At 48.9% G+C, this 26266-nt stretch carries 27 protein-coding genes, 3 pseudogenes and 2 riboswitches; of the genes and pseudogenes, 7 read left to right on the top strand and 23 right to left on the bottom strand.

Going from position 1 to position 26266, the window contains the following annotated elements:
• Positions 1–30: 30 nt before the first annotated feature.
• The 12 genes from HGBM_RS19045 to HGBM_RS19100 form a co-directional block, all read right to left on the bottom strand.
• Positions 31–1305 carry a TRAP transporter large permease gene (locus HGBM_RS19045; protein ID WP_019122674.1) on the bottom strand — a complete coding sequence of 425 codons (1275 nt, stop codon included), beginning with the start codon at positions 1303–1305 and terminating at the stop codon, positions 31–33.
• Positions 1306–1827: a TRAP transporter small permease gene (locus tag HGBM_RS19050; protein WP_019122675.1), complete on the bottom strand. Its 522-nt coding sequence runs from the start codon at positions 1825–1827 to the stop codon at positions 1306–1308. It abuts the gene before it with no gap.
• A gap of 38 nt (positions 1828–1865) precedes the next feature.
• Entirely contained in the window at positions 1866–2960 is a 1095-nt protein-coding gene (locus tag HGBM_RS19055; RefSeq protein WP_019122676.1) for a TRAP transporter substrate-binding protein, read from the bottom strand.
• A gap of 6 nt (positions 2961–2966) precedes the next feature.
• The gene (fdhA, locus tag HGBM_RS19060; protein ID WP_019122677.1) at positions 2967–4184 is read right to left on the bottom strand and encodes a formaldehyde dehydrogenase, glutathione-independent; all 1218 of its coding nucleotides are present in this window, start codon (positions 4182–4184) and stop codon (positions 2967–2969) included.
• A gap of 57 nt (positions 4185–4241) precedes the next feature.
• Entirely contained in the window at positions 4242–4943 is a 702-nt protein-coding gene (locus tag HGBM_RS19065; protein ID WP_019122678.1) for a 4-carboxy-4-hydroxy-2-oxoadipate aldolase/oxaloacetate decarboxylase, read from the bottom strand.
• On the bottom strand, positions 4943–5674 hold the full coding sequence (locus tag HGBM_RS19070) for a PIG-L deacetylase family protein (protein WP_019122679.1): 732 nt from the start codon (positions 5672–5674) through the stop codon (positions 4943–4945). The genes HGBM_RS19065 and HGBM_RS19070 overlap by 1 nt, the downstream gene beginning before the upstream one ends.
• 14 nt (positions 5675–5688) lie before the next feature.
• Positions 5689–6636 (bottom strand): DUF6282 family protein, encoded by a 948-nt coding sequence (locus HGBM_RS19075; protein ID WP_245553018.1) that lies wholly within the window; start codon positions 6634–6636, stop codon positions 5689–5691.
• Positions 6629–7579 carry a catechol 2,3-dioxygenase gene (locus tag HGBM_RS19080; protein WP_147512932.1) on the bottom strand — a complete coding sequence of 317 codons (951 nt, stop codon included), beginning with the start codon at positions 7577–7579 and terminating at the stop codon, positions 6629–6631. Before HGBM_RS19080 ends, HGBM_RS19075 begins: the two co-directional genes overlap by 8 nt.
• Before the next feature lie 61 nt (positions 7580–7640).
• Entirely contained in the window at positions 7641–8282 is a 642-nt protein-coding gene (locus HGBM_RS19085; protein ID WP_019122682.1) for a GntR family transcriptional regulator, read from the bottom strand.
• 41 nt (positions 8283–8323) lie between these two features.
• Entirely contained in the window at positions 8324–8824 is a 501-nt protein-coding gene (locus HGBM_RS19090) for an aromatic-ring-hydroxylating dioxygenase subunit beta (protein ID WP_019122683.1), read from the bottom strand.
• 53 nt (positions 8825–8877) lie between these two features.
• Positions 8878–10227, bottom strand: a complete 1350-nt coding sequence (locus HGBM_RS19095) for an aromatic ring-hydroxylating oxygenase subunit alpha (RefSeq protein ID WP_019122684.1) — start codon at positions 10225–10227, stop codon at positions 8878–8880.
• Positions 10228–10365: 138 nt separating this feature from the next.
• Positions 10366–11241, bottom strand: coding sequence for an NAD(P)-dependent oxidoreductase (locus HGBM_RS19100; RefSeq protein ID WP_019122685.1), 876 nt, complete (start codon positions 11239–11241; stop codon positions 10366–10368).
• Between the two features lie 378 nt (positions 11242–11619).
• Here HGBM_RS19100 and HGBM_RS19105 point away from each other — a divergent pair, with 378 nt between their 5' ends.
• The 4 genes from HGBM_RS19105 (at position 11620) to desA (ending at position 14344) form a co-directional block, all read left to right on the top strand.
• Positions 11620–11916: a PadR family transcriptional regulator gene (locus HGBM_RS19105; RefSeq protein WP_019122686.1), complete on the top strand. Its 297-nt coding sequence runs from the start codon at positions 11620–11622 to the stop codon at positions 11914–11916.
• Positions 11917–12312 (top strand): permease prefix domain 1-containing protein, encoded by a 396-nt coding sequence (locus tag HGBM_RS19110; RefSeq protein WP_019122687.1) that lies wholly within the window; start codon positions 11917–11919, stop codon positions 12310–12312.
• A gap of 15 nt (positions 12313–12327) precedes the next feature.
• Positions 12328–12987 carry a 2TM domain-containing protein gene (locus HGBM_RS19115; protein WP_019122688.1) on the top strand — a complete coding sequence of 220 codons (660 nt, stop codon included), beginning with the start codon at positions 12328–12330 and terminating at the stop codon, positions 12985–12987.
• Between the two features lie 349 nt (positions 12988–13336).
• Positions 13337–14344 carry a Delta(5) desaturase DesA gene (gene desA, locus HGBM_RS19120; protein ID WP_019122689.1) on the top strand — a complete coding sequence of 336 codons (1008 nt, stop codon included), beginning with the start codon at positions 13337–13339 and terminating at the stop codon, positions 14342–14344.
• Here the strand turns inward: desA and HGBM_RS19125 are convergent.
• The 11 genes and pseudogenes from HGBM_RS19125 to ectA form a co-directional block, all read right to left on the bottom strand.
• Positions 14324–14962: a C39 family peptidase gene (locus HGBM_RS19125; protein WP_019122690.1), complete on the bottom strand. Its 639-nt coding sequence runs from the start codon at positions 14960–14962 to the stop codon at positions 14324–14326. The two genes, desA and HGBM_RS19125, sit on opposite strands and share 21 nt — an antisense overlap.
• A gap of 26 nt (positions 14963–14988) precedes the next feature.
• The gene (locus HGBM_RS19130) at positions 14989–15180 is read right to left on the bottom strand and encodes a hypothetical protein (RefSeq protein ID WP_147512928.1); all 192 of its coding nucleotides are present in this window, start codon (positions 15178–15180) and stop codon (positions 14989–14991) included.
• A gap of 278 nt (positions 15181–15458) precedes the next feature.
• The gene (locus HGBM_RS32620; RefSeq protein ID WP_161605072.1) at positions 15459–15731 is read right to left on the bottom strand and encodes a transposase; all 273 of its coding nucleotides are present in this window, start codon (positions 15729–15731) and stop codon (positions 15459–15461) included.
• A gap of 183 nt (positions 15732–15914) precedes the next feature.
• Positions 15915–16461 (bottom strand): annotated as a pseudogene (locus HGBM_RS28010) (NADPH-dependent FMN reductase).
• A 24-nt stretch (positions 16462–16485) separates the two neighbouring features.
• A pseudogene (locus tag HGBM_RS28015) lies at positions 16486–17097 on the bottom strand (NAD(P)-dependent oxidoreductase).
• Positions 17098–17178: 81 nt separating this feature from the next.
• The gene (locus tag HGBM_RS19150; RefSeq protein WP_019122696.1) at positions 17179–17619 is read right to left on the bottom strand and encodes an Rrf2 family transcriptional regulator; all 441 of its coding nucleotides are present in this window, start codon (positions 17617–17619) and stop codon (positions 17179–17181) included.
• A 79-nt stretch (positions 17620–17698) separates the two neighbouring features.
• The gene (gene bluB / locus HGBM_RS19155; RefSeq protein WP_019122697.1) at positions 17699–18361 is read right to left on the bottom strand and encodes a 5,6-dimethylbenzimidazole synthase; all 663 of its coding nucleotides are present in this window, start codon (positions 18359–18361) and stop codon (positions 17699–17701) included.
• Between the two features lie 67 nt (positions 18362–18428).
• Positions 18429–18604: riboswitch (cobalamin riboswitch) on the bottom strand.
• A 33-nt stretch (positions 18605–18637) separates the two neighbouring features.
• A complete protein-coding gene (gene thpD / locus HGBM_RS28020) occupies positions 18638–19441 on the bottom strand; it encodes an ectoine hydroxylase (RefSeq protein ID WP_315969973.1) in 804 nt (267 codons plus the stop codon).
• Positions 19442–19607: 166 nt separating this feature from the next.
• Complete coding sequence (locus HGBM_RS19170) at positions 19608–19988, bottom strand: ectoine synthase (protein ID WP_026074535.1); 381 nt, start codon at positions 19986–19988, stop codon at positions 19608–19610.
• Between the two features lie 5 nt (positions 19989–19993).
• Positions 19994–21231: pseudogene (gene ectB, locus HGBM_RS28025) on the bottom strand (diaminobutyrate--2-oxoglutarate transaminase).
• Between the two features lie 59 nt (positions 21232–21290).
• Complete coding sequence (ectA, locus tag HGBM_RS19180; RefSeq protein WP_019122701.1) at positions 21291–21806, bottom strand: diaminobutyrate acetyltransferase; 516 nt, start codon at positions 21804–21806, stop codon at positions 21291–21293.
• Positions 21807–22110: 304 nt separating this feature from the next.
• Positions 22111–22244: riboswitch (cyclic di-AMP (ydaO/yuaA leader) on the bottom strand.
• A gap of 355 nt (positions 22245–22599) precedes the next feature.
• Here ectA and HGBM_RS28030 point away from each other — a divergent pair.
• The 3 genes from HGBM_RS28030 to HGBM_RS19195 all read left to right on the top strand — a co-directional run bounded on the left by HGBM_RS28030 (position 22600) and on the right by HGBM_RS19195 (position 26113).
• A complete protein-coding gene (locus tag HGBM_RS28030; RefSeq protein ID WP_019122702.1) occupies positions 22600–23529 on the top strand; it encodes a PdaC/SigV domain-containing protein in 930 nt (309 codons plus the stop codon).
• Positions 23530–23683: 154 nt separating this feature from the next.
• A complete protein-coding gene (locus HGBM_RS19190) occupies positions 23684–23878 on the top strand; it encodes a hypothetical protein (protein ID WP_019122703.1) in 195 nt (64 codons plus the stop codon).
• A 288-nt stretch (positions 23879–24166) separates the two neighbouring features.
• Positions 24167–26113, top strand: a complete 1947-nt coding sequence (locus HGBM_RS19195; protein WP_019122704.1) for a heavy metal translocating P-type ATPase — start codon at positions 24167–24169, stop codon at positions 26111–26113.
• Positions 26114–26266 lie beyond the last annotated feature (153 nt).

Raw genomic sequence — 26266 nt, forward strand, 5'->3', positions numbered from 1 at the left:
AAGGCATTCATCTGGTAACAGGGACACATGTTAACCAAATAGATTAGGTATCAAAAGTGTGATACTAGGCACATATGTGATGATGAGCAGCATCAAATATGCAACGAAAATAAAAGGGATTAACGTCCGCGCTAAGGTCTCCATCCGAATGCCTCCTATAGATGTAGCAATAAATAGAGCCGTACCTACGGGAGGGGTTATTAATCCAATGGTCAGGTTAATGGAAACAATAATGCCGAAATGCACAGGATCTATCCCTAGGTTCATGGCTACCGGCAACAAAATCGGTACCAGAATAATCATCGCCGGAATTCCGTCAATGAACATTCCCGTGATAAACAAAATAATATTTAGAAGCAGCAAAAAGATGATCGGATTGTCGGAGATATTAACCAAGAATTCCGCAACTTCGTTCGGAACTCTTTCAAAGGCGAGAACCCAACTCGACAGCCCCGCCATGGAAAAGATAAAGGTGACGATAGCCGTATTCATCGCGGTGTTAAGCAATATCTTGGGAAGTTCCTTTAGTTTCAATTCGCGATATATGAAAAATCCCACGATAAAGGCCACAAGTGCAGCTGCAGCCGCAGATTCGGTAGCCGTAAACACCCCTGAAAGTATGCCGATCAAAATAATAATCGGAATGATTAATGCGGGAAATACGGATAAAAAAGCCTCCCGGATCTTTCCGACCGTTGCCCTTTCTGATTTTGGAAAGTTTTCCCTTATCGATGCAATGTAAATCAAAATCATAATGCCAACTGCTAATAAAATACCAGGAATGATCCCGGCCAAGAACATCTTTGTAATCGATGTTTCGCTGATCACTCCATAAATGATAAAGACCAAACTGGGCGGAATGATAGGTCCGAGAAGCGCCGATGACACGGTAAGGGCCGAACTGAATTCTTTCTTATAGCCTTCTTTCTCCATGGCTGGTACCATGACTCTGCTCATCATGGCTGTTTGAGCATTTGCAGATCCCAATATCGAGGCCAGGAACACATTGGTGGCAACATTCACATAAGCGAGTCCACCGCGGAAGTGCCCAATGACCACATTGGCAAATCGGATAAGACGAGTGGTAATTCCCCCAGAATTCATCAGTTCCCCAACAAATACAAACAACGGAATAGCCAGCAGCCCAAAATTTTGCACGCCTTGAAAAATTCGTAGAGGGGCTGTCCCAAAAAGCTCAAAATTTGAACTGGAGAAAATATATGCGACGGAACTTATTCCCATTACGAAAGCGATCGGCACGCCTAATAGAAGCAACAAAATAAAAGCAAGCGACATAATTAGCATTTAGAACATCTCCTCTTCCCATTTAAAATCCGAAGAGTTCCTAAATAAAATTTGAAGTATGTTATGGATAGTAAAAATCATCGTGATGATCATGGATACCGGCACAATGGAATAGGGAATCCATGCCGGGATTTGCAGAGCAGAAGTCTTGATTTGAAGCACATTGGGAGATGTCACCCATTGGTAACCATATATTACAAAGAAAAGCGAAAAGAGGAAAATAAACAGCTGAATAAACAATTGCGCCCCCTTCTCGAACTTTCCGAGTTTCTCCAACAAGATGGTGACAGCCACCATGGAATGATGTTTGATACTTAGGCTCGCTCCTAAAAAGGTTATCCAAGCCAAAAGGAACAAAGCAATCTCTTGCGTCCCAATAATGGGCAGCTTCAATACATACCGGAACAAAACCGCCAAGTTCAGGTCGAGGATGAGAACCCCGACGCTGAACTGGAGGATAACAACAATCATGCGATCCAGAAAATTGCTTATATTCTGTATAAAGATAGCAACTGATCTCATATTGTTAACCCTCTCCTACGAAGAATATCGGTTGGACTTCACTGCTTCCCTAATTCCTCGGCTTTTTCTACAAACGCTTTGATTTTTTCATCGCCATTCGTGTATTTATCGTAGAAATGAGCAATTTTACGTTGACCCTCGTCATTCATTTTCAGCGTTCCGATGGTCACGCCGCCCTGTTTCATCAAATCAAGGCTTTGATTTTCAATTCCAGTGATCAATTCAACATTACTTTTTCTTGCAAGCTCAAATGCATCCTTTATCAGCTCTTGATCATCCGCCGACAATTTATTCCACACTGCTTCACTAACCAGACCGGATGAAGTAAATGCCATGTGTTTCGTTTGTGTATAATACTTTCCGATTTCGTGGTATTTGCCGTTTACGATGCTGGTGGGACCCGAATCAATCACGTTAATAACCCCGGTTTGGAAAGCGCTGTAGATTTCCGTCAAATCAATTGGCGTAGGGTTGGCTCCAAACGTTTGCCAAAAGTCAACGATTGCTGGACTCGGTGTAACACGAATGTTTGTCCCTTTCAAATCGTCCAAACTTTCAATTAGTGAGTCTTTTGACAAGACATCCCGCATTTCGATGACGAGGTAGCCCAGAGAAACGACTCCCGCATCTGGCAAGGTATCGAATAGTGCTTTCGCCTCTTCTGTATTCCCCATCTCATAGGCTGCTTGCGCATTGGGAATCAGGAAAGGCATGAACCAGGCATTGAAACTGCTGGAGTGATTGGCTAATTCACCAGATATGACGATTCCCATGTCTAGAGAACCAGACTTTAGTTGGTTCATTACTTCCGCATCCGTCCCCAGCGTAGACTCAGGATAGAATTGCACTTCAATTCGTCCGTTGGATTTCTCCTCCAATTCCTTTTTAAACACTTCCATGGTTTTATAGTGGATATGGCTTTGTCCTCCACTGAAGGCTACTTTAAATTTGCGCTTTTCCTGCGTGTGATTGCCATTGTCCGCGCCTGACATGTTTTGACTTTGCTTGTTCCCTGTGGAGTCCGGTTTGCCGCCACAAGCCCCTAGAATCAGTGACAAAAGCAATACCAGCACACCAAAAAGCAGTTTTTTTCTCCTCATATTGCCACCATTCCTTTTTATAACGTTCAGCATCGTTTTTTATTTCCTTATCATTCCATGGGGATCGATGACGAATTTCTTCGCTGCGCCTTTGTCAAAATCCGCGTATGCCTGAGGTGCTTCGTCCAGTGAAATCAAAGTCGCATTCACTGCTTTGGCAATCTGTGCCTTGCCATGCAGAATCGACATCATCAGTTCCCGATGATATCTCATCACGGGCGTTTGCCCGGTCACAAATGTATGGGCTTTTGCCCAACCCAATCCCAACCGAACCTTAAGCGTGCCCACTTTGGCATCTTCGTCGACAGCCCCAGGATCCCCCGTCACATAGAGTCCCGGGATACCCAATCGCCCCCCTGCCCGAGTAACCGTCATAATCGTATTCAAAACGGTAGCCGGCGCTTCGGTATGATCAGGACCATGCCCGTGCGCTTCAAACCCTACGCAGTCAATGGCTGCGTCCACCTCCGGCACCCCGAGAATTTGTTCGATCTGTTCTGCTGGATTGTCGTGCAGGCTCAAATCAACAGTCTCGCAGCCAAAACTTTTTGCCTGCTTTAATCGCTCCGCATTCAAATCTCCTACGATGACGACCGCAGCGCCCAAGAGCTGTGCCGAATGCGCTGCCGCCAATCCTACCGGACCCGCACCCGCCACGTAAACAGTAGACCCTGGCCTGACCCCCGCCGAGACCGCTCCGTGATAGCCGGTTGGGAAGATATCGGAGAGCATCGTCAAATCTAGAATTTTCTCCATGGCCTGATCTTTATCCGGAAACTTCAGCAACTGAAAATCGGCGTATGGAACCATGACATACTCGGCCTGGCCGCCAACCCAGCCGCCCATGTCCACATATCCGTATGCTCCCCCTGCTCGGTCCGGATTGACATTTTCGCAAATATGGGTCTGTTGTTCCTTACAGGACCGACAACGGCCACATGCAATGTTGAACGGGACGGAAACCAGATCCCCCTTTTGAAGAAATTCCACATCCCTGCCAACCTCGATAACTTCTCCGGTGATCTCGTGCCCCAGCACAAGTCCTCCCGGCGCTGTAGTCCGGCCACGCACCATGTGCTGGTCGCTGCCGCAAATATTGGTTGTCACGACTTTAAGAATGACCCCATGATCGCACTTCCGTCCGACATTTTTGGGATGTACTCCAGGCCCGTCCTTCAACACCAATTCCGGAAAATCGATCTGCTTCACGGCCACACGTCCCAGTTCTACGTACACAACCCCTCTGTTACCTGCCATTACCCTTCCTCCTTTTCCTCATCTAAAAGTATTGAAAGAACCTATAAGTTTGAAAAATCAACCTCTTCTTACAACGGACAGACTATCGTAGTACGCCACGTTTTCTTTACCCAGCACCTCACGCAATCCATAGAAATCAAGACTTACCTCCCCTCTGGCGATTTTGGCTTTCGTCTGCTCTTCCTTATCTAATCTTTGCAGCGATGAGACGAGGGCTGTTTGCAGATCGTCCTGATGGACAACCACTACTCCGTCATCGTCGGCCAAAACCAGGTCTCCGGGGTTTACCGCAGCGCCTCCGCATATAGCAGGGGCATTCACCCATCCCCCTTTGGATTTGGTCGTGCCCTGGGGCGAGATCGCTTTTGTCCAGATCGGGAACCCAAGCTCGCGGATTTGAGCGACATCGCGGATTCCGGCATCAATAACCACCCCTTGTACACCGCGCTTTTGCAGCGCCGTGACAATCAGCTCACCGATCATACCGGAAGTGCTGTTTCCGATGGTCGTGACTACAAGAACGTCACCCGGTTGACATACTTCGACCGCAGCATGGATCATCAAGTTATCTTCTGCGTAACAAACGGCGGTTACAGCCGGGCCGCAAATGAAAGTATTCGGGATGATCGGCTTGATCTCGTTATGTACAAGCCCGATCTTCCCCTGAGCCTCATACACCGTTGATACACTCAACTTCTGGAATTGCTCGATGACTTTCTTATCCGGTCGTGAAATATTCTTGACAACATACTTTTGCATTAGACAAATTCACTCCCCACGTAAGGAAAGGTTCTGCTGAACGCTTCCGCGTATTTGTATTCCTTTCTGCCGGAGCATCTTCTGGCGTGATTTCCCCGAAGTTTGGCCTTCCATCCGTAATATTCGATCAAATGTTGCTGTGCTTTGAAACACTTCATGGCTGCTTCCTTATGCTCATACGTTTCCGTGATGTCGATGATCAGGTCCGGTTTGAAATCGCTGATTTCTGACTGATGAGGCTCAAAGCCAAACAATCGGGTCTGCTTGACGGATGGGTACCCTTCGATCCGTACACCATTCGACGTAGACTGGACGCTTGCGTCAAACACGTATTTGAAAACTGTTTCGTGATCCGGGTTGAAAGCATCCCGGGGACCATGCGAGAGGATGTGGTGCGGTCGGACTTCCCTAATCTTTTTGACCAATCGCTCCATCCGTTCCGGGGTAATCTCCATGAAATAGTCTTCATAATCCCAAATCTCGTAATTCTTTACGCCAAGACACATGGCCGCCGCTTCAATCTCCTCTTGGCGGACAGTTTTCACATTGTCCATGGTTTGACCCTCGACATTCCAAAGGTCATTGGATTCCCCTCTTGCCCCGTAACTTAAGATAACAAGGGAGACATTGGCGCCATGTTTTATATACTTGGCGATGGTTCCCCCCGCCCTCCATACAAAATCTGCCGCATGTGCGCTAACCACCATCAAGTTCACGTTTTTGTCGATCATGTTTCTCCTTCTCCTTATCCTTCTTTTTCAACCAGGCTACTCGGATTATCCACCATCATGGTACGGATATCCCCGGTGCTAAACCCGTTGTCCAGCAGGTTCCTTACAAAGATCTGCATTCCTTCATCCGGATATGGCCCCGCCGGCTGCCCCAAATCGCTGGATAATATGCAGTGATTGGGACCCACCGAGTGTATCTGTTCATATACGGACTCCCATGTATCTTTATTGGAGTGGGGAGTCGTAAAGCAGTGTTCCATATACGCTCCCCGTTGTGCGAGTTCCCTTTGCTCGGCAATCGATAGTCTGATCGAAGGAAAATTGGGATGTGTGACGACGATTTTTTTTACACCGATTTTACCTGCAGCCTCGATCAGGGCAAAAATCTCATCCTTTCCCAAATGCCCTGTGGCTAACACCAGATCGTATTTGCTGATGATTCTCAAAATCTTGTAAACTTCATGCTTTAATTCTCTCCCGTTAAAGAGGTTGATAGTAGGCATGGGGCTGCCCTGTCGCTCGAATTCCTGACGCAGCTTTGCCCAGTGCGGCAGTTTCTCTGGTTTGCTCGCGCGAAAATGCTGTTGTTCATTTTCAGCATCAAACGTGGGCATCCATACTATTTTTGCACCATCCAAAGCGGCCATTTCCACCGCAATCGGATTGAGACCCCCGACAGAATTGTTCAGGCAGATGGCGCCGATAACGTTCATGCCCGGGTACACCTGATTCAGAAGTTTAGCCCTGGCGGAGGTTACAAAATAGTGGGATTTGATCCCGTATCCCTTCATCCCCAGCCGCTGCAGCCGCTTCGCCATTTCCAGATCGTCCAGTTTCCTTGGAAGCACGTCAGGCCCTGTATGTACATGCAGGTCATAGGCTCCTTGAAACAGATCAGTGATTTCCACTTTTCCTCCACATCCTCTTGTCATTTTATCTCGGCCGTCACCCAAGTTACTCATCCACTACCGGCGTCCCGTACGTATGGAAACTCGCAATGGTAGGTGTCTTCCATGCCTGTCCTTTTGCCCGCTCGGCTTGCGTCCATGTGATGGGTTCCCAATCGGGCGCGAAGATCAGGTATCCTCCCGAGCAAATCTCGATCCGATTGCCTCCCGGTTCAAAAGTGTACAGGAAGATCGTTTGCTGAATGGCATGTTTGGCAGGTCCTCCCTCAATATCGAGGTCATGCTCAATCAAGATGTCCGCAGCCCGCATGACATCTTCCCGGCTGTCCACGCAAAAGGCGATATGATGAAGCCTCCCCCGCACATTTTTGGCGTCAACGGTGTAAACCATTTCATAAGCCTTTTGCCCGGAATACAACCATGATCCAGCTATCGTTCCGTTATCGAGTGCGATTTGTTCACTGACTCTCAAGCCCAAGTTATCTTGTAAAAACTGACTGGACGGCTCCACTTTCTGGGCAAACAGATTTACGTGATCCAGTTGCCTGACCGACACGCCCTGTGCCGTGTATTTCTGAGGTTGGTTCTTCAAAGCGGGGCGGAGGCGGGACGGTGCTTGATATTTTTCTGATTCGTAATAGATCTCGAATTTGTGGCCATCAGGATCCAAAAATTCATATGTCTTGCCGTGCCCCTGATCGCCGTCGGTCCAGCCCAAACCGAACCCCGATTTTTCTATGGCTGCCGCGCGTCTCTCCAGCGCCTTGGGGGAACTTGCCCGGTATGCGGTATGTCCGATGCCCGCCTTTTCGGATTCTGTCAGCTTCAGACAATATTGTTCATATTGTCCCCATCCGCGCAGATAGACTGACTGTTCCTGTCGAGCAACTTCTTCCATGCCTAAGACATCCCTGAAGAAACGAAGACTTTCGTCCGCTCGAGGTGTCAGCAATTCAACATGAGCAAGATGGGCAATATCACGAACCGGTTCTTTCATCGCACTCACTCAATAGGCCTCCTATCGTTTAAATATCGAACAGTGCCGCTCTTAAAACGCATCATGCCAGGATAAAGTAGTTTTCCACAATCGTCCGGCGGACGTTGGCCACGTGTTCCTTGATCGCATCTTCCGCTGCCTTTTCCTTCCCCGCCTTTATGGCTTCGAGAATCCTCTCATGTTCTTCATATGAATCCCGGGTTCTTCCCGGGACAAGAATCGTCCGGTAATGAAGCTGATTCAATTGTGTTTTGATGGTGTAAATCATGGCCACGGCTTCCGTATTTTTGGAGGCACTGTAGATCACATTGTGGAACTCGCGATTTAACCTTGAATACTCATCAAAGCGATGTTCCTGAAGTTGCGTTTTCATCTCTCTTAAAAACTCTTCCAATTTCTCGATGTCCCCGTCCCCAATATTACGAGCTGCACTCCTGGCCACGAGTCCCTCCAACACTTCCCGAATTTCCAAATAATTGATGATTTCTTCAAATGAAAATGACTTGATGATCGCTCCTTTGTTGGATTTCACTTCAACCAAATTTTCCCTCTCCAGCATCATCAAAGCTTTTTTGATGGTGTTCCGGCTGACCCCTACCATTTTTGCAAGCTCAATTTCGGTTAGTTTTTGTGAGGGTTTGAACGTTCCGCTAATAATTTTTTCTTTCATGAAATGAAACGCGTATTCCGTCTGTCCACCCATCTTTTGACCTCTTTTTCCAGAAAATTAGCGGTATGAATCATTTACAAGAACATGCTGAGATTCATGACTCCCAATACGGCTTGATCGGGAATGATTTTACGCGAAGCAATTTGCCACTGATTGTTCACTTTTCGCAGTACATCCAAGCGTTCCCCGCATAATTGTTCAATCCCGGCATCCCCCGCCCTGCTCCGCAAGAACAAAAAGCTGTTGCGAACGGACAACGAATCATCCGCTGAACCATTCTCGATGATGATGTTTGTCACCAAATGACGGGTTCGCGGCGCGGGATCCTCTGCCCAAGCGGAAGTCGTTCGCAGCCTTTTCACCCTTGTGGTCAGGGATTTCTTAGTCTCTTCGAAATACAACGAGTTTTCAGAAATATTGGAACCGTCTTTGTTTTCACAGGTGACCCGCATCGGCATTCGGTACACAATATCGTTCGTCAAAAGATCCAGCCATTCCTCAAACTTCCTGTTGTCCAGCAAATACGCCTCATGATAATAAAACCGGTTAATTTCATACTGCAACTCGGCGTTCATGTCATAACCTCCTGGCATTTATGTAAAGCGTACTCGATATCTGACCCGCCTTTTTACTCCATGTCTTTGGCCAACAACTCCAACCAATACTCATGAATGCCGCGAAAAGCAAAATCCACATAGCAAGTTGGATATGCCGTTCCCGGACCGGGCCACGAGGAGTCGGGCTCTACCTTCCCCATACCCATCATGTAATTGTACAAGTTGTTGTAGCTTAAATATTTATCCCTGGCCATCGTTCCCTTGCTGGCCTGCACTACACGGGTCCAAATTTCCGTATCGTCCATTTCCAGCGTTCCGGATGGACCGAATGAGGAAATATACCCTTTGTATGCATTTTCCTTCAATTCTTCAGGAGCTGCCTTGTCAATCAAAAACCACGACCAAATTTCAATTTTTTCAGGACCAAGCGGCCGCCACACCCGTAACGTCAGATAGTTGTGCAAATGCCCCTCACTTCCGTGTATCGGACAATGAAACGACAAATTGGGAAAACAAGAACCAACAATTACGGTGGTTTTGTAGAAAACGTCCAATTGTCCCTTGCTCAGGTTTCTTTCAAACATTGACCACATCTCCTCCGGCATACCCTGATAAGGGGGCAAGTTTGCACCGGGAGAGGCGACATTGACATTCACACAATGCCCATGTTTTAGTACCACTTGATGACCATAGCTTGAGTACAAGGGATCGCTTGGACTGATCCCCAGCTCCACTGTGGATTTATGGACAGTTGGTACGTGATAAGGATCTCCTCCGAAGTTTTCCAACGTGCACTTCCAGTTTGTGTTCACAATCCAGCGCTGCGGAGTCCCTCTCACTTCCATTCCGCCATCGCTTCGTTTCAGGAAAATGTCCCAGTACCATATCAGGTCGCCTAAATATTCTTCGAGCGACATGGCATTAGGATCCAGATTGCCAAAAATCAATCCTTGATACGTCTCCACCCTCGGGATAGGTCGAAGCGCCCATTCTTCCTTGTCCATTGCTTCTCCGTAGACTTTGTTGCCGGCAACGATGCCGATTAATTTTCCATCAAGGTTAAAACTCCAACCGTGGAACGGACACGTAAACGTCTTCTTGTTGCCGAAGTCGGCCGTACACAAATGGGTCCCCCTGTGGGTGCAAGAATTCAAAAAAGCTTTGATTTCTCCTGTATTGGTTTTAACTAGCAGCACCGGATCGTTCACCATCCACCTTGTGACGTAGTCACCAGGCTGCTTCAGTTCGGATTCGTGGCCCAAAAACTGCCACGTACGTGAAAAGATATTATTTAATTCCATTTCATAAATATCCGGATCCGTTTGCAGCCACTGGGGAAGGAGTCCCTGATCCAGTTTTTCTTGAATTTCCTTCAGTAATTCTCGGTCGAATGCTCGGTCAAAACGGGTTTTCACACTCATCTTTATCCCCCCACTTTTTTTACACAGTGAATTCTACTCCGCTGTCCACGTTATCGTCTGCAACCTCACGTGTTGGCTCCGGTTTATCACCTCCCAGACAAGATCAAATGCAGCAAGCAGTGCAATCGCCGAATCCCCTTAAACTAGAGCGGCCAAAACGTCGGCATATCGTTCCGGTGTTTTGTAATGAAACTGCTCGTTTAACTTTGCTTCGGCCAGCTGCTTTAACTTGCTTCTTGTCGCTTCGGACATCATCGAATCCAAGTGCATTTGTCTCAGTGTTTCAACCACCTCTTCCATTTCGCTGACCCTGCGTTCGGCATGGATGACTGTACGCGTGATCAACAGGTCCGACAATTCCCGGACGGATTTGCTTAGCGTTTGTTCAAGTGAATCCAAGATCAATTCGTTCACGCCAAACTTTTGCCCAGCCAACAGGGTCTCGAAAAGGATCATTGTAAACCCTTTCATAAAAATACTGCGAAACATTTTGATGGCTGACGAGCTGCCAGGTTCGTCGCTAATCCACGTGATATTCATCCCGAATGGACCCATCTTTTCCTTAAACAAGCTTGCCCCTTTGCCACTAACCCAAAGGGGCACCCTGTGTAAGTTGGGTGGCACCGCATCCATTACAGCCGCATCCACGAAACGTGTACTGTAGTTTTCCAGGATGTAGGCGATTTCTTTTTTGACCATGGGAGATGCAGCATTCAGATCAACATAGAACTGCACGTTTCCCAACAAGGGAGCCGCCTTTTTTGCAATATCAAGTGCGTATTTCGCGCTAGTCGCACAAAATACGATACTGCTGTGTTGAAACAGTTCTTCCATGGATTCCATCAACACCACGTTCAAAGACTGCGCTCGCTCCTTAATCAATGGACCGACATCCGGATCGGCTGCCTTAACATCATAGGCATAGATGGTTTCAATTCCTTCCGATCGCAATCCCTTGCTAATATAAGTTGCTGCTTCGCCAAATCCGATAAAACCAATGTGAGGAACGTTCATAAAGTATCACCCCTTGATCGATTATTCATTCAACATCAAATTTTTAGACTATTTAAGTCAAAAAAATTTAAAGCTTATCAATTGTCCCCTAAATACATAATCAATAATGACAACAAAATTGATTAACAATTCAGCATGCAATCTTATTATATTCTTCGCCAAAACATGTGTCAATTGTCCCCGGCAAAAAAACGCTGCTTTGCTAAATGTTGTGGGATTCTAGGAATAATCTACGAGAAATCCAATGTGAGCTAAAAAAACCCATTTTTAAAAATTACTTTGACAGATAGAGCAATTCAGGTTAATATTACTCCATGAGACAGAGTACCTGACGCAAGGAGGTTCATTACCATTCGAAGCGACATTATCCGTGGACATTTGGATCCAATCATTCTTCGCTTGATCCTGGAAAAAGACCGGTACGGTTACGAAATCTCCAAAGAAATCAGTCTGCGAACAAAAGACCGATTCCACATCAAGGAAGCTACCTTGTACGCTGTATTTCAACGATTGGAGAGCAGAGAGCTGATCGATTCCTACTATGGAGAAATTTCCCACGGAGGCAGAAGAAAATATTATCGAATAACGACGTTAGGCAAGGCTTATCTGAAAGAAACGGTTCGAGAGTGGCAGGAAACCAAGAAAATCATCGATCTGTTTATGGAGGGATTGTAATTGCGAATCAAACAACATGTAGACGCATTGTTCAAGGATGTTCCGGAAAGCGAAAAGAAACAAATCATCAAACAGGAAATCATCGAAAACCTGGAAGAGAAAGTATTCGATCTGATGCAGCAGGGCAAAGCAGAGGAAGATGCGGTCAATAAAGCACTCGTAGAATTCGGGGACATCGAGGAGATCAAAAAGGAACTGGGGGTTGGACAGCCATTAAAAAAGAATATGGCGAAAATCAATCTCGGTTTCTCCATCTGGGGGAGCGCGCTCATTATTGCGCTGTTTACTTTCATCAATTTCTACTATACTCCTGACAACATCTGGTTTGTTTACCCCACCTTCGCTGTTCTGTGGTGGCCGCTATCCATGTTTTTCTATTGGTTGCGTTCCAGGTAAGGAAGGAGGGTGATCATGGACAGATATACGATCGGTTTTGTCGCAGCGGGCAGCCTGATGAGCATGGTTTTTCTGGTGGTTGTGAACTACTTGACGAGTCCGGATTTCATGTGGTTTCTTTACCCTGTTTTTGCTCTATTGGTCTGGTCGATTAGCTGGATTTTTCTCATGCAAAGGAAACACAAGCTCCATTCTGTCCTATGCAGCCTCTTGATTATCGTATTTCTCATTGTGATCAACTATCTCCATTCACCTGACCATCCCTGGTTTCTTTATGCGATTTTCCCGATAGTCTGGTGGCCCGTTTCCACACTATTCGGAAAAAAAGCAAAAACGCTACCTTTTGCATGCATCGCCAGTCTTTGCACGATTGTCTACTACTCCATCTTGAACATATACATCTCGCCTCCGTATCCGTGGGCGATCTATCCCGCCTATGCAGTCCTGTGTTGGCCGCTCGCTTTATACTATGTACAGAATAGAAACTATTTCGGATTATCCATCTCTGCCAGTTTCCTGACGATTCTCTTTTTTATCACAGTCAATCTTGTCTCTTCACCGGGTACCATTTGGGCGATCTACCCTATCTTCCTGATCCTATGGTGGCCGCTCAGTATGTATTACTATCATTTTAAAAAGGCACAGCTTCACGCTTCCACCAAAGAGAAATACTAGACACCGCGTGATGAAAGGGGGAAATATTCAGATTGGTGCATCGTCAGGAAACATACATTTCGTGATATCGAGGCCCAGAATATTTCCATGGAATGTACTTCGGGCAATATCCAAGGGAGCGGAATCACAGGAAGTCTCCAAGTTACTTCGAAATCAAGTTCTGTCACCGTTGACGAGCTTTCCGCAATTCCATCGTGAATGTCACCTCAGGAAACGTCAAAATCACTCAGAAAACAGCGGCGAACGCGGACATAAACGCAAGCTCCGGCAACGTGACGATTACGGTGGCCAAAAGTTTTGCCGGTTCGGCACACTTCCAAAAGGAAAATACTAAAATAAAGGGGAAAATATGAATAACCAAAGCGCACGCAAATTGAAACAGCACATTGCCGCGTTCGAAAAATCAAATGCATGGACCAGTATTCGACAGATCTGCAACACGATTATCCCATTTTTTCTCCTTTGGTATCTCGCCTATCAGAGCCTTGCGATCTCGTATTGGCTGACGCTGGGTATAGCCATTCTCGCTGCTGGATTTGTCATTCGGATTTTCATCCTCTTTCACGATTGTTGCCACTATTCTTTCTTTAAAAATCGCCGGGCCAATGAGATTTTAGGCACAATCACAGGCATCCTGACGTTTCATCCTTACGACAAATGGCGGCATAGCCATTCGATCCATCACGCGACCAGCAGCAATTTAAATAAACGCGGCGTCGGGGATATATGGATCCTCACAGTGGAAGAATACCTGTCTGCATCAGTATGGAAGCGGAAAGCTTACCGCCTGTACCGAAATCCATTGATCATGTTCGTGCTTGGTCCCTTCTACAATATGCTGATCGAGAATCGCTTTAACAGGAAAGACGCCAAGCTGCCGGAACGTTTTAACACCTATCTTACGAATATGGGCATTGTTACCGTATCGGGATTGCTCTGCTGGGCAATCGGATGGCAAGCCTTCCTGCTGATCCAGGTCCCTATTTTTTACCTTTCGGGAGCTGCCGGCATATGGCTCTTTTACGTGCAGCACCAGTTTGAAGACAGCTATTTCGAAAAGGAAGAGGAATGGGATTTTGTCAAAGCGGCCGTAGATGGAAGCTCCTATTACAAGCTGCCCAAAGTCCTGCAATGGCTAACCGGAAATATCGGCTTTCACCACGTGCACCATTTAAGTCCCAAAGTACCCAATTACTATTTGCAAAAGGCTCACGACAACACACCCGCTCTGCAGAGCGTGACCACGATTACGATTTTCTCCAGCCTGCAAGCGATTCGATTTCGCCTTTGGGATGAAGCCAACAAAAAATTCGTCAGCTTTCAGGAGATCAAGCATTTACTCGTCAAGGCCGACTAGGGGCCCGGGGGCTTTAATCAAAATCCCGCGCTGGGCATAAAAACGCGCAAAGACATCGCAGCTTAGCTGAACATTCTCCTGGCTGGCGGGCGAGTGGCCAGACGGATTGTGAAAGACGATCTCCCGGCGTTGATCATTTCGGCCAAACACATAGACCAGATGCCCCCCTTGCTTGGGCGGGGTCACCTCCGGCGTGCGAATGCTGGGATGGACCGAGGCCATGTACACATGTCCTTGATCGATCAGCTCGTAAATCTCTTCGATCGGCGTGTGCTCCTTTACCTCGGCTTGGAGTCCAAACCTGTCCGCGATGAAGGATACGAAGGGACGGTAGAACAAACCCTTGATCGTCCCCGCTTCATCGACCACGTATCCGCCGTAATCCCGGCACAGCTTCATCAGTTCGATTGTCGGCATAACCTGTTTTTTCCAATGGGCGAGCAGCATTTTCAGACAGGCCATGCCGCATATATGGGAACTCCAGCGAGCGTACTCATCCCGGTCCGATGCTCCGGACAGATGCCATAACGGGTCGGCGGCCGGATGCAAGCTCCCTGATAAAAAGTCCGGCACCAACTGACGGGACTCCCATTGCGAGAAATACGGAACTTCAGTCATATTTTACCTCCCATCACGATTCCTGGTTATTCATAAGTATCCAAAAACACACGCTTTTCAATCATTGTATCGTATGGATGAACCTGATGGATTTGCGTCGCAACCATGACATTCTCCAGAACGGTCAGCTTTTTAAATAGACGAATATTTTGGAAGGTCTGGCAAAGTCCTAACTTTGTGACCTCATCCGCCCTTTTTCCGGTGATGTCTTGTCCCAAAAAGGTATTCTGTCCTTCCGTCATCTGAACAAGCGACGTTCGCATCCCGTTCGGGGCAAACCCTCCCTACGGCGTTTTCTCCATCAAGCCATTTTTTCCAGAGCGCGTTGCAGGATCATCTTCGCAGAAACAATGTCCCGGTCCTGGAGGAGACCGCAGGTGGGGCTTTGTAGGATAGATAGGAGATAAACTTTCGCCATCCGGCGTCGGCGATGCTTTTGACGAGACGGCGGCTATGGATCATGTTTCGGATATGCAATTGTTCCACGGCAATCAAATCATGATCGCGAACGATGCGAAACGATTGTATATGAAGAAAGTCCTTGCGTTGCCGAAGTCACTTTCCGATGGGCTTTTGCCACTTTCCGTTTGGCCCTGTCCCGGTTCCTTGATCCTTTTTGTTTGCGCGAAAGTTGCCGTTGATCCCATTTCAGCCGTTGTTCCGCTTTTCGCAAATGCCGCGGATTCTCAATCGTTGTTTCATCGGAAAGGGCCGCAAAAGTGTTCTGTCTATTACTAAATATTTTATCAGAAAATATTTCGCCATTCATCCCCCTCCTAAGACTGGCGGGTCTGAATTGCACCTGTGCCAACTCTTCCAATTTTTCTACGTCTTCTTTGGTGGCATTCTGCGCTTTTCATTTTTTATCAGGGTAGATACTTTCCTGAATTCCGAAAAGTCCGCTCAATAAAACATCCCCAGCCTTGTTGAAGACTGAGGATGCTGAATCATATCATTTTTGGTGCTGAGCCTGTTTGCACCACGATACAAAATTCTCAACAACCTGATCCAAAAACGCAACCGTCGGTTCGTGAGTCAGGTTTCCATTTTCATCAATTTTTTCGTGAACCGCTCCGATGTAGACTTCATTCCCCAGCATGATGGGAGACGAAACACCGATCGAATACAAGATATCGCGCAAGTGCTGCTGGGCGCGCACCGTTCCCAGAGCCCCCCTGGAAGCTCCAACGATCAGCGACGGTTTACCGATCATGACTTTGTCCACGCGCGACAGCCAATCGATCGCGTTTTTCAGCACGCCTGGAATCGAGTAATTGTATTCAGGCGTTGCCCATAAGACAGCATCGGCAGCGGCAACCTTGCTTTTGAATTCCTTCACCACAGCAGGCGGTTCATTTTCAATATCTTGGTCGTAATGCGGGAGATCCCGGATACTTGCAATTTCGATGTCCAACCGTCCCTGATACCGCTTCTGCAAGAATTTGACGAGCTTCAGAATTATAAGACTCCTTGCGAATGCTACCAGCTAGGCCACAAATTTCATTTTTTGTTCCCTCCACGTTTTAGTCCGATTCAGATGAAACCGTAAATCGCTCGTTGATGTGCTGCGGATTCTCGATTTCATCTAAAACAGCGATGGCAAAATCGGCGTAGCTGACATAGCTTTGCCCTTTCGAATTCACCAGCAGCAGATCTTTTCCTGTCTTGTAAGATCCGGTTCTTTTCCCTTGCGGATCGAAAAATGCCGAGGGGCTGATGAACGTCCAGCGAATGCCGGTGGCTTGCTGCAGGTCCTCCAGGTTTTTGCCCTAGTTTTGCGCTGTCGCAAGATACTCTTTGGGGAAATCGGGCGCATCCATCACGCGCAGTGTTTTCGCTTCGTCAACAAACAGGCTTCCCGCCCCGCCAACGACGATCAGCCTTGTATCCGGCGCACCTTTCAACGCTTCAATCAACACCCTTCCCACCTCGACATGCAGATGCTCACTGCCAGGCGCGGCACCAAACGCGTTGACCACGACGTCAAATCCTTTTAGGTCTTCTGCCGTCAAGTCAAAAACATCCTTCTCCAGCACAGCTGCATGCCGTTCGGTCAGTTTGGAAGCATTCCTGACAATCGCTGTGACTTCGTGACCTCCGCTGGACTGCTGTTTGATTATTAGCATAACCATCATGCATTGTTTGTTGCACGTATGGGCTGCCACCAACTCGTTGTAACGTTGTAAATAACAACATTACAACAAACTGAAAAAAATTTAATCAGCAGCCGCTTTTATTTTTTGAGAGAGCACGTTGACCAATTCCTCGATTGTGATATCTGCCAAGACCTGCTCCATCGCATGTTGGGCGCGTTTCAGGACCAGCTCCAGGACTGCTTGTATGTTGGCTCCCACCGGACACTCCGGATTCGGCTCGGCATGGATGTGAAAAAGTTGATCTTCTTCCACGACTTCAACCGCCCGGTACACGTCCAATAGGGAGATCTCGTCCAAGTCCTTCAACAGGAACGCTCCGCCCGTTCCGGCACGCACATTTGCCAGGCCCGCTTTTTTCAACTGCCCCAATATCCGGCGAATGGTCACTGGATTCGTATTTACGCTCCCTGCAATCCATTCAGACGTCCCATGTGCATCCTTGGCGATCGCCAACAACGATAAAATATGGACGGCGATACTAAATCGACTGCTGATTTTCATGTTCTTCCACCCTCTCGTTGTAATCATTATAGCTACAACGAAAGCGGAAAGTCAATCTCTCGACAATGATCTTTTGTCTTCAAAAATGCCAACGACAAGCATCATTCCAATTGTCATGGCGGACCAGGTCGCGAACCTGCAGCCGCTTTTCCCAATTCGCCTGCTCCAGCAGGGGAGCATCCGGATAATGATCGGTATATCCCAACGACAGCAGGGCAACCGGTTCAATATGCGGCGGAATGCTTAGGATCTCACGCACATCATGCTTTTTGTAAAAACTGACCCAGCCCATGGCAATCCCTTCGGCATAAGCGGCTAACCACATATTTTGGATGCAGAATGCCACGGACAGAATATCTGTCTCCGGGATGGAATTGCGCCCCAACACATGCCCGCCGCCCCTGGTCGGGTCGCATGTCACGCAGATGGTAACCGGAGCCTCCCTGATTCCTTCCACCTTTAAAGACAGGAATTTGGTCTTGCGTTCATCCTCATAATGGATCGCGAGCGCTTTCACTTCCTTTTGGCAGATTTTCGCCAGCTTCTCTTTCAGTTCCTGCGATTCGACGACAATAAAATTCCACGGCTGCATAAATCCGACGGAAGGAGCGTGATGGCCGGCCAAGATAATCTTCTGCAGCTTCTCCTTCGGGAGCGGGTCGGAACGAAATACCCGTATGTCTCTCCTTTCAAATATCGCCTTAAAAACGCCTTCCTTTTGCTCTTCGGTTAACAAATGCATATCTTTCTCCCCCTAAAAAACGACACATTCCCAGCCCGAAGAAGACTGAGAATGTGTCGTTTCTCAATGATACGATCCGGATTTGGCAGGTCTTCTGACTCAAGCTCATCGTGAATATACGCCTTCCCGGTCATCCCAGTGGCATTGTTGTACATTCACTCGCTTCATACAGCGATGGACACATCGTGTTTTTTCCTTCCCTATTCTCCATGTTGCCATGGCACCAAATCGGTTTTCTTCCTTTTTATGTTATCGTACCGGCTTGGCGTAAGGAAATCAAGAGCAAACGCAAGCAGCTGTTACTGCCGCCTTCTCGCTCGCGTCCAAGCCCAGCTCCCCGGTGCAGTGCCCTTGCGGGGGGCTGACCAGTTTGTTCTCAACGCTGTTGTAGACAAAAAACACATTGGAACGCGGGTAGGGGGTGATGTTGCCATTGGAGCCGTGCATTACGTTGCAGTCAAAAAGCGTGACCGTCCCCGCCGGTCCGACGGCCGTATCGATGCCGTGCTGGTCGACCAGCTTTTGCAAGCTTGCTTGATCCGGCACACCGTATTCCTGCTTGCGGAGCGATTGTTCGTAATGCGCATCCGGCGTTCTGCCTACGCATGTGATGAATTTCTTGTGGGAGCCAGGGATGAGCAGCAGGGGCCCGTTGAAATGGCGATTCTCCTCCAGCGCGATGGAGCAGCTCAACGCCCGCATTCGCGGCATGCCATCCTCAACGTGCCAGGTCTCAAAATCGGAGTGCCAGTAAAACTCCTTGCCCGTAAACCCTTTTTTGTAATTGATCCGGGACTGGTGCACGTACACTTCGCTGCCCAGAATCTGCCTGGCGATTGCCAAGAGCCGGGGATGCTGCGACAGCTGACGAAAGACCTCGTTGTCGCGATGTACGGCAAAAATCGAGCGAATCTCACGGCTCTGCGGCTCACGGATCACTTCCTTCCGCTCCGTTTCCCGGTTTTCCCGCCACAGCTTCTGCAGCTCATCCCGAAACGTCTTGACCTCCTCAGCCAAAAAGAAGCTTTTCAGATTGAGGTATCCGTTTTTCTCATAGGATGCGAGCATATCAGCATCCAGCGCGGAAGTGCCTGAACTCGCGTCCGATTAGACGACCGGGTCCTTTCGTTCGATGATGCCAGGTGTATCCTCGATACGGGATGGATAGCAATCTTCCATAACGGCGCAGCGTTGGTTCATCCCTTTCTCTCCTTCCACGACTTTTTGCAAAATGTCATCCTGCCGGTTATTCAATCAAGGGATATACTCCGTTCTCATCGTGTACCTCGCGACCTGTCAGCGGCGGATTGAACACGCATACCATGCGCATCGTGCTTTTCGCCCGCAGGTAATGCTTCTCGTGGCCGCTTAAGGCGTACGTCATGCCCGGCCGAATCGGATACGTTTCACCTCCGACCACCTCGATCTCTCCTTCACCCTCGATGCAGTACACGGCCTCAAGGTGGTTCGCGTACCAGATGAACGTTTCCGTACCGGCTTTGATCAGCGTATCGTTCAGGGCAAAACCCATGTTGTCTTTTTTCAACAGCAGTCTTCTGCTGTTCCATGTAGGTGTGTCAACTTCGTCCTCTGTTCCGATGATATCCTGCAAATGCTTTACAATCATTTTGCCTACCATCCTTTCTCCTGGCTTTCTTTTATCGCGTCCTCCAATATGGACAAGCCTGTTTTCAGATCTTGCTCGTCTATCGTCAAAGGCGGCATCACCTTTATGACCTCGCTTTTTGGTCCCGATGTCTCCATGATCAGCCCGCGGCGGAAGGCGAGCGAGCAGATACGGTCAGCCAAATCATCGACACCGTTGGCAATTCCCTGCATCAGTCCCCTTCCCCGCACTTCTCCTTTGATAAACGGATAGGTTTGCACCAGATGCTCCAGGTGCCTGCGAACCAGATCGCCTTTCTTTCTGACGCCCCTGCTCAATTCGTCGTTTTCCCAATAGGTTAATGCTTCGGCCGCCGCAATGAAGCCGAGGTTGTTCCCGCGGAAGGTGCCGTTGTGCTCGCCCGGCTTCCATATATCCAGCTCCGGGCGAAACAGTGTCAAGGCCATAGGCAAACCGTAACCTCCGATCGATTTGGAAAGGCAGACAATGTCAGGCTTGATCCCGGCTTCCTCAAAGCTGAAAAACGACCCTGTTCGTCCGCAGCCCGCCTGCACGTCGTCGACGATCAACAGAATGCCGTGCTTGCGGCAGAGCTGCTCGATTTTGATCAGCCACGGGATGCTGGCCGCATTGATCCCGCCTTCTCCTTGAACGGTTTCGAGGATCATAGCTGCAGGGAGAGATACGCCGCTGCTATCGTCTTCGAGCAGACGTTCAATGTACTCGGTGGTATCCCAATCTTTCCCCATGTAATTCTCATACGGCATGACAACCGTGTTGGCGAGCGGAACACCCGCGCCTCCTCGCTTCATCCTGTTCGCCGTCACAGCCAGCGATCCGAGGGACATACCGTGGAACCCGCTGGTAAAGCTCAGGATCAGCTCCCTGCCGGTCGCCTTTCGCGCCAGCTTGAGCGCGCTCTCTACGGAGTTGGTCCCCGTCGGTCCAGGAAACATCACCTTGTAATCAAGCTCTCTTGGCAGCAAAATGACGTCATGGAACTTGCGCAGCAGCGCTTCCTTGGCATCTGTCGCCATGTCAAGGCTGTGGGTGATCCCGTCATTTTGCAGATAATCGATCAGCTTCTTTTTCAGTCGGGGATTGTTGTGGCCGTAGTTCAAGGCCCCCGCCCCGGCAAAAAGTCAATGTATTCCTTCCCCTGTCGATCCCACAATCTAGACCCGCTTGCCCTGGTAAAAACGGTAGGAAAACTGCGGCAGTAACTCCGAACCTCTGACTCCATCTGTTCAAATACGTATAAGGGTGTTCGCGTCTCGGCAATTGCTTTCAATGCGTAACCTCCTATCGTGCTTTGTGCAACGGTCCTATGCGATACGTCCATTCCGCTTCGTGATCCTGCCCGGGAAAAAGCGATGCGGGAAAGCATGGCTTGACTTCGCAAGCTGTGCCCATTTCCGCCGCCAGTCTGCGGAAGAGAGCCTTTGAAGGTTCATTTGACGATGTGACGGTCGCCTCCAGATACCGGACATGTCGGCAGGCATCACGTGCCAGCAATTCACGCAGCATGCTGCTGCCGATTCCCTGCCCCCGATGCCCTTCGCTGACGCCGATTTGCCAAACAAACAGGGTATCGGGCTCGTCAGGCAGGCAAAATGCGGTGACAAAACCAATGAGCTGTTCCTCCCATTCGGCAACCACGCATGTCTCCGAAAAATAGTTGCCTGCCATCAGGTACGCATAAGGCGAATTGGGGTCGAGCACTCTTGACTCCGCCACCAATCTCCACATCGCAGCCCCGTCCTTGGCCGATGCTTTGCGGATTGTCACCCGGGTGTCCTCTCTTGCAGCCGTGTTCATTTTCTCACCTCCTTTCACTGTCCCGCTTCCCGAACGCGACGCTCCAACCGCTTCATCAGCTGCGTAAGGAAACTGAACGTTATCAAAATATTTGTAATGTTCAGTATTAAAAATGTGCGCAAAAACGCGCCATGAACATCGAGTCTGACCATGCGAATTGCACATAGAAAAAGTCGACGAACCGCTGCCGTAGGAGAAGGACTGGCCAACCCGGCAAGCAGATGCGTCGACTGGTTTTACACTTGGGTACGCCGGCTGCCGCCGCAAAAGAGCGTACACAAGAGATCAATGATTTTGGAAAAAGAAATCTGCTTTAGCCGACGAGGTTAGCTGACGGGTAGGATGGCAGAGACGCATCCCTTCTGCATGCGCAGAATTAACCCCAAAACGTGGTTCCCCCGCTTCCGTTGCAAAAACGGAACTAGGCCCGCTATGTGATTGTTTTTTCGCTCGCTCTCCTTTTCATCCGACTGGGGTAAACATGGTTTGTATGTTACCATAACATCAAAATAGGCACACCCTCGGTAATCCGTTCGATTTTCCCTTCTGGGCCCCTCTCATCCCATCAACTGGAAATATCAGCCCTATGCAGAAAATTCCGCCCAAATCCTGCCATCTTTGGCCAGACTGTTAAAATAGTTCACGCAATTCAAACGCTTAGAAAGAATTCCTTTGTAACCTTTTCGTAACGATATTTTCCACCATCTCTTTGTATACTTTCAGGTAAGGGACCGGCCATCCCGCAAGCGCCGCCACAGACATTCCTGTCCAGCTAAAAATGAACAATTTGGCTATGCACACAAACGCCTTCATCGTAGACGACCTCACGTACGTGCCGCTCACCCAATTTGGCCAGGAGCTCGGTATCGCAGTCGTTTACAAACCTGAAACCCAGCGGATCACCCTCCGCAAAACAGGAAAAGAGCTGGTCATGACCGTCAACAGCCCCGAATACTCGCTCAATGGCCACGATCAGATCGCCAATGGCCAACCGTTGGTCATGCACTCCGAAGTTTACGTACCGCTGCGGGTTGCAGCGGAAAACATGGGGTATCAGCTTGCGTGGCAGGAGCAGGCAAAAACAGCCATCATCAGCAGGATTGCCGAAAATTCGATCCAGCTAACCAACAAGAAAGTATCCAAACAGCTAAAAGGCGTCAATGTTTCCGCGCAGTACCCGGAGATTGCAGGCGGGCTTCCTGACGAAGCCGTGAGGAAAAAGCTTAACGCCCTGCTGCAGCAGCATGCCGAGCAGGCTCTCACCCAGGCAGAAAACAGCGCGAAGGAAAACAGCGAGCCGGATGGCCACACCTGGGAATACCAGTCCAATTACACCATCACCTACAACCAGCGGGACGTGCTCAGCCTGTATTTCGACAATTACAGTTACACGGGCGGCGCTCACGGAATGACAGACCGAGTCGCCTATACGATCAACCTCAAGACCGGCCATGTCTACACGTTAAAAGAACTGCTGAAAAGCAATCCGAACTACATGGCGCAGATCAATGCCGATATCAAAAAACAGTGGCAGGAACGGGACATTCCGCTGCTTACACCGTTTACGTCGATCGCGGAGGATCAACCTTTTTACCTGCGCGGAGACTCCGTCGTCATTTACTTCGGACTCTACGAGTATACGCCGTACGCAGCAGGGATCCAGGAATTCGCCATTCCGCTTGCGTCTTTGATTCCTGACGACAGCAATCCTTTCCAATCATAAGGCAGGTGTCACAACAGCCCTCCCCCACATAAAAATAACAAAAACAGTGTACCACGAAAATAACGGATAAAAATGATTGACCTTGGCAGCAAAATAGGTTATTCTAGTGATAATGATTATCAATTTTGATCGGACTGTTTGAGAGGAGAGGCTTATGACAGGTATGCTGCTTCCCATCTTAACCCTGCTTTTAGTAGCGTTTGCGAGTTTATGTATTTTCATTGCGCTCGATCATCAGCGCCGCGTTCGCGAGTGGTCTGCCAGAGGCAGCCATCCCCAAGTTGAGGATGTTGTCTCTTATGGTCAGCCGGAAGCGGCTGGACCGTTTTTGGCCAGGTCAAAGCCATAGCCGGCAATCAACCCGGGATCCATTGCTTTTTCTCCAATTCGTTGGGGGAAAAGCTTTTTTTTCGTATGGGCGATGATTCGGATAATCTTTTGTCTTAAAAAAAGTATTTACATTGATACCACTATTACTTTATAATAATTATTGTAAAGTTTCCTGATCCCAATAAAGCTGAATAAAGTAAAAACGAAAATCATTCTCGATTGTTCATGCTGTTCCGTCATGGAACAGCATGAACCATTTTAGAGGCAGTAGTAATGGGATTCATTCTCATATAGGAGGGGTGTTCATATGACAATGCTTCCAGCGACAAACAGCAGTGTAACAAAGTCGGCACAACTGAAGAAGGCTGCGCCAACAGGCAAAAGCGGCAGGATTAACGAGTGGATGGAACGGTATGGAGAGGCGGCAGCGGCACTTGCCAGCGGTTTGCTGATCGGTGTGGCCTGGAGCCTGGAGGCCGCAGCCCCAACCGCGTCGATTGTCCTATATGTGCTCTCGTTTATCATCGGAGGTTTCGTCAAGGCCAAGGAAGGAATCCACACACTTTTTGTAGAGAAAGACCTCGATGTCAATCTGCTGATGATCTTTGCCGCAATCGGCGCAGCCAGTATCGGCTACTGGACGGAAGGAGCCGTACTGATCTTTATCTTCTCCTTGAGCGGAGCCCTGGAAAGCTATACAATGGGCCGCAGCCATCGGGATATCTCCACATTGATGGACTTAAAACCGGAGACAGCTTTGCTGGTGAAAAACGGTGCGGAAATCGTCGTACCGATCGAAGAGCTGCGTGTCGGCGATATCGTGCTGGTCAAACCGGGTGAGCGTATCCCAGCCGACGGCACTGTTACAAGAGGAAATTCTTCGGTCAATCAAGCCTCTATCACCGGAGAGTCGCTTCCGGTAGATAAAGCCGCTGGCGACGAGGTGTTCGCCGGAACGTTAAACGGGCAGGGGGCTTTATTTATCGAAGTGTCGCAGCCGAGCGAATCAACCCTGTTCGCCAAAATTATCCGGCTGGTTCAGGAAGCGCAGAGCGAAAAGCCGGCTTCGCAATTGTTTATCGAGCGTTTTGAGCGTATCTACGCCAGAGCGATTATCCTGATTACGCTGCTCTTGATCTCGCTTCCCCCGGTATTTCTGGGGTGGGGATGGACGGAAACCTTTTATAAAGCGATGGTATTTCTGGTCGTTGCTTCTCCCTGCGCGCTGGTCGCTTCGATCATGCCTGCCACGTTGTCGGCTATCTCCAACAGCGCAAGAAAAGGCCTGCTGTTTAAAGGAGGAGCCCATCTGGAAAATATCGGGCGGGCAAAAGTCGTCGCTTTCGACAAAACGGGTACGCTGACCAACGGCAAACCGGTCGTAACCGACTTGATCGCCTACCAGGGATACACGGAGGAAGAACTGCTGCAGATCGCCGCATCGATCGAAAGCTTGTCAGAGCACCCGCTGGCCAAAGCGATTGTGCAAAAAGCGCGGGAACTCTCGATTGACCTGGATCGTCCCGCTTCCCTGCAAGCGCTGATCGGCTGGGGTGTTCAGGCAGAGTTTCAGGATGATACGTGGACGATCGGAAAACCTGGCCTGCTGCCGGATCAAGTGCGTACGCCTGAGGTAACTGCCACCATTGACCGGCTGGAGGTAAAAGGGAAAACCGTCATCGTCGTCAGCAATTCCCGAGGCATCGCCGGGGTAATCGCGCTTCAGGATACCATCCGCCAGCAAGCAAAAGCGGCCATCGCCCAATTGCAAAAATTGGGGGTTAAGGTAGCCATGCTGACCGGTGACCAGAAAAAAACAGCAGATGCCATCGCCCAGGAAGCGGGAATCGATCTGGTATTTGCCGGATTGCTGCCGGAAGACAAGGTGAATCGGATCAAAGAATTGAAAGCGAAGTACGGCTATGTCGCCATGGTAGGCGACGGCGTCAATGACGCTCCTGCGCTGGCAACGGCCACGGTGGGCATTGCCATGGGCGGAACGGGCAGTGACGCCGCCCTGGAAACAGCCGACCTCGTCTTGATGAATGACGACATTGAGCATATTTCTTCGGCGATCTCGCTTGGAAAACGCGCCAGCCGAATCGTCCTGCAAAATATCGTATTTTCCGTAGCTGTCATTCTGCTGCTGATCACCGCCAATTTTGTGCAAGGCATCGCCCTGCCGTTTGGTGTGGTCGGCCACGAAGGAAGCACCCTTCTGGTGATTTTAAACGGATTGCGGCTGCTGCGGTAATCACTAACGCAACATAAGAGGTGAAGGGTTTCATCCCCTTCACCTCTTTTTTCTGCAGATTTATCCTGCCTGCGCAGAGCTTCCAGATGATTGCCTTTCACATATTCCATCCACATTTGTAGATAATAGCCTTGTCAACGTTTAACAACAAAC

It is taken from the genome of Brevibacillus massiliensis (assembly GCF_000311785.1).
Classification (GTDB): Bacteria; Bacillota; Bacilli; order Brevibacillales; family Brevibacillaceae; genus Brevibacillus_C; species Brevibacillus_C massiliensis.

What these genes read in the sequence shown, in the direction of transcription:
- HGBM_RS19095 (WP_019122684.1), bottom strand. Translation starts at nt 10,227, where the DNA reads ATGAGTGTGAAAACCCGTTTTGACCGAGCATTCGACCGAGAATTACTG.
- HGBM_RS19190 (WP_019122703.1), top strand. Translation starts at nt 23,684, where the DNA reads ATGACAGGTATGCTGCTTCCCATCTTAACCCTGCTTTTAGTAGCGTTT.
- HGBM_RS19045 (WP_019122674.1), bottom strand. Translation starts at nt 1,305, where the DNA reads ATGCTAATTATGTCGCTTGCTTTTATTTTGTTGCTTCTATTAGGCGTG.
- HGBM_RS32620 (WP_161605072.1), bottom strand. Translation starts at nt 15,731, where the DNA reads ATGAATGGCGAAATATTTTCTGATAAAATATTTAGTAATAGACAGAAC.
- HGBM_RS19085 (WP_019122682.1), bottom strand. Translation starts at nt 8,282, where the DNA reads ATGGGTGGACAGACGGAATACGCGTTTCATTTCATGAAAGAAAAAATT.
- fdhA (WP_019122677.1), bottom strand. Translation starts at nt 4,184, where the DNA reads ATGGCAGGTAACAGAGGGGTTGTGTACGTAGAACTGGGACGTGTGGCC.
- ectA (WP_019122701.1), bottom strand. Translation starts at nt 21,806, where the DNA reads ATGAACACGGCTGCAAGAGAGGACACCCGGGTGACAATCCGCAAAGCA.
- HGBM_RS28030 (WP_019122702.1), top strand. Translation starts at nt 22,600, where the DNA reads ATGCACACAAACGCCTTCATCGTAGACGACCTCACGTACGTGCCGCTC.
- HGBM_RS19115 (WP_019122688.1), top strand. Translation starts at nt 12,328, where the DNA reads ATGGACAGATATACGATCGGTTTTGTCGCAGCGGGCAGCCTGATGAGC.
- bluB (WP_019122697.1), bottom strand. Translation starts at nt 18,361, where the DNA reads ATGCATTTGTTAACCGAAGAGCAAAAGGAAGGCGTTTTTAAGGCGATA.
- HGBM_RS19075 (WP_245553018.1), bottom strand. Translation starts at nt 6,636, where the DNA reads ATGAGTAACTTGGGTGACGGCCGAGATAAAATGACAAGAGGATGTGGA.
- HGBM_RS19125 (WP_019122690.1), bottom strand. Translation starts at nt 14,962, where the DNA reads ATGACTGAAGTTCCGTATTTCTCGCAATGGGAGTCCCGTCAGTTGGTG.
- HGBM_RS19050 (WP_019122675.1), bottom strand. Translation starts at nt 1,827, where the DNA reads ATGAGATCAGTTGCTATCTTTATACAGAATATAAGCAATTTTCTGGAT.
- HGBM_RS19170 (WP_026074535.1), bottom strand. Translation starts at nt 19,988, where the DNA reads ATGATTGTAAAGCATTTGCAGGATATCATCGGAACAGAGGACGAAGTT.
- HGBM_RS19055 (WP_019122676.1), bottom strand. Translation starts at nt 2,960, where the DNA reads ATGCTGAACGTTATAAAAAGGAATGGTGGCAATATGAGGAGAAAAAAA.
- HGBM_RS19090 (WP_019122683.1), bottom strand. Translation starts at nt 8,824, where the DNA reads ATGAACGCCGAGTTGCAGTATGAAATTAACCGGTTTTATTATCATGAG.
- HGBM_RS19150 (WP_019122696.1), bottom strand. Translation starts at nt 17,619, where the DNA reads ATGAAAATCAGCAGTCGATTTAGTATCGCCGTCCATATTTTATCGTTG.
- HGBM_RS19100 (WP_019122685.1), bottom strand. Translation starts at nt 11,241, where the DNA reads ATGAACGTTCCTCACATTGGTTTTATCGGATTTGGCGAAGCAGCAACT.
- desA (WP_019122689.1), top strand. Translation starts at nt 13,337, where the DNA reads ATGAATAACCAAAGCGCACGCAAATTGAAACAGCACATTGCCGCGTTC.
- HGBM_RS19070 (WP_019122679.1), bottom strand. Translation starts at nt 5,674, where the DNA reads ATGATCGACAAAAACGTGAACTTGATGGTGGTTAGCGCACATGCGGCA.
- HGBM_RS19080 (WP_147512932.1), bottom strand. Translation starts at nt 7,579, where the DNA reads ATGAAAGAACCGGTTCGTGATATTGCCCATCTTGCTCATGTTGAATTG.
- HGBM_RS19065 (WP_019122678.1), bottom strand. Translation starts at nt 4,943, where the DNA reads ATGCAAAAGTATGTTGTCAAGAATATTTCACGACCGGATAAGAAAGTC.
- HGBM_RS19195 (WP_019122704.1), top strand. Translation starts at nt 24,167, where the DNA reads ATGACAATGCTTCCAGCGACAAACAGCAGTGTAACAAAGTCGGCACAA.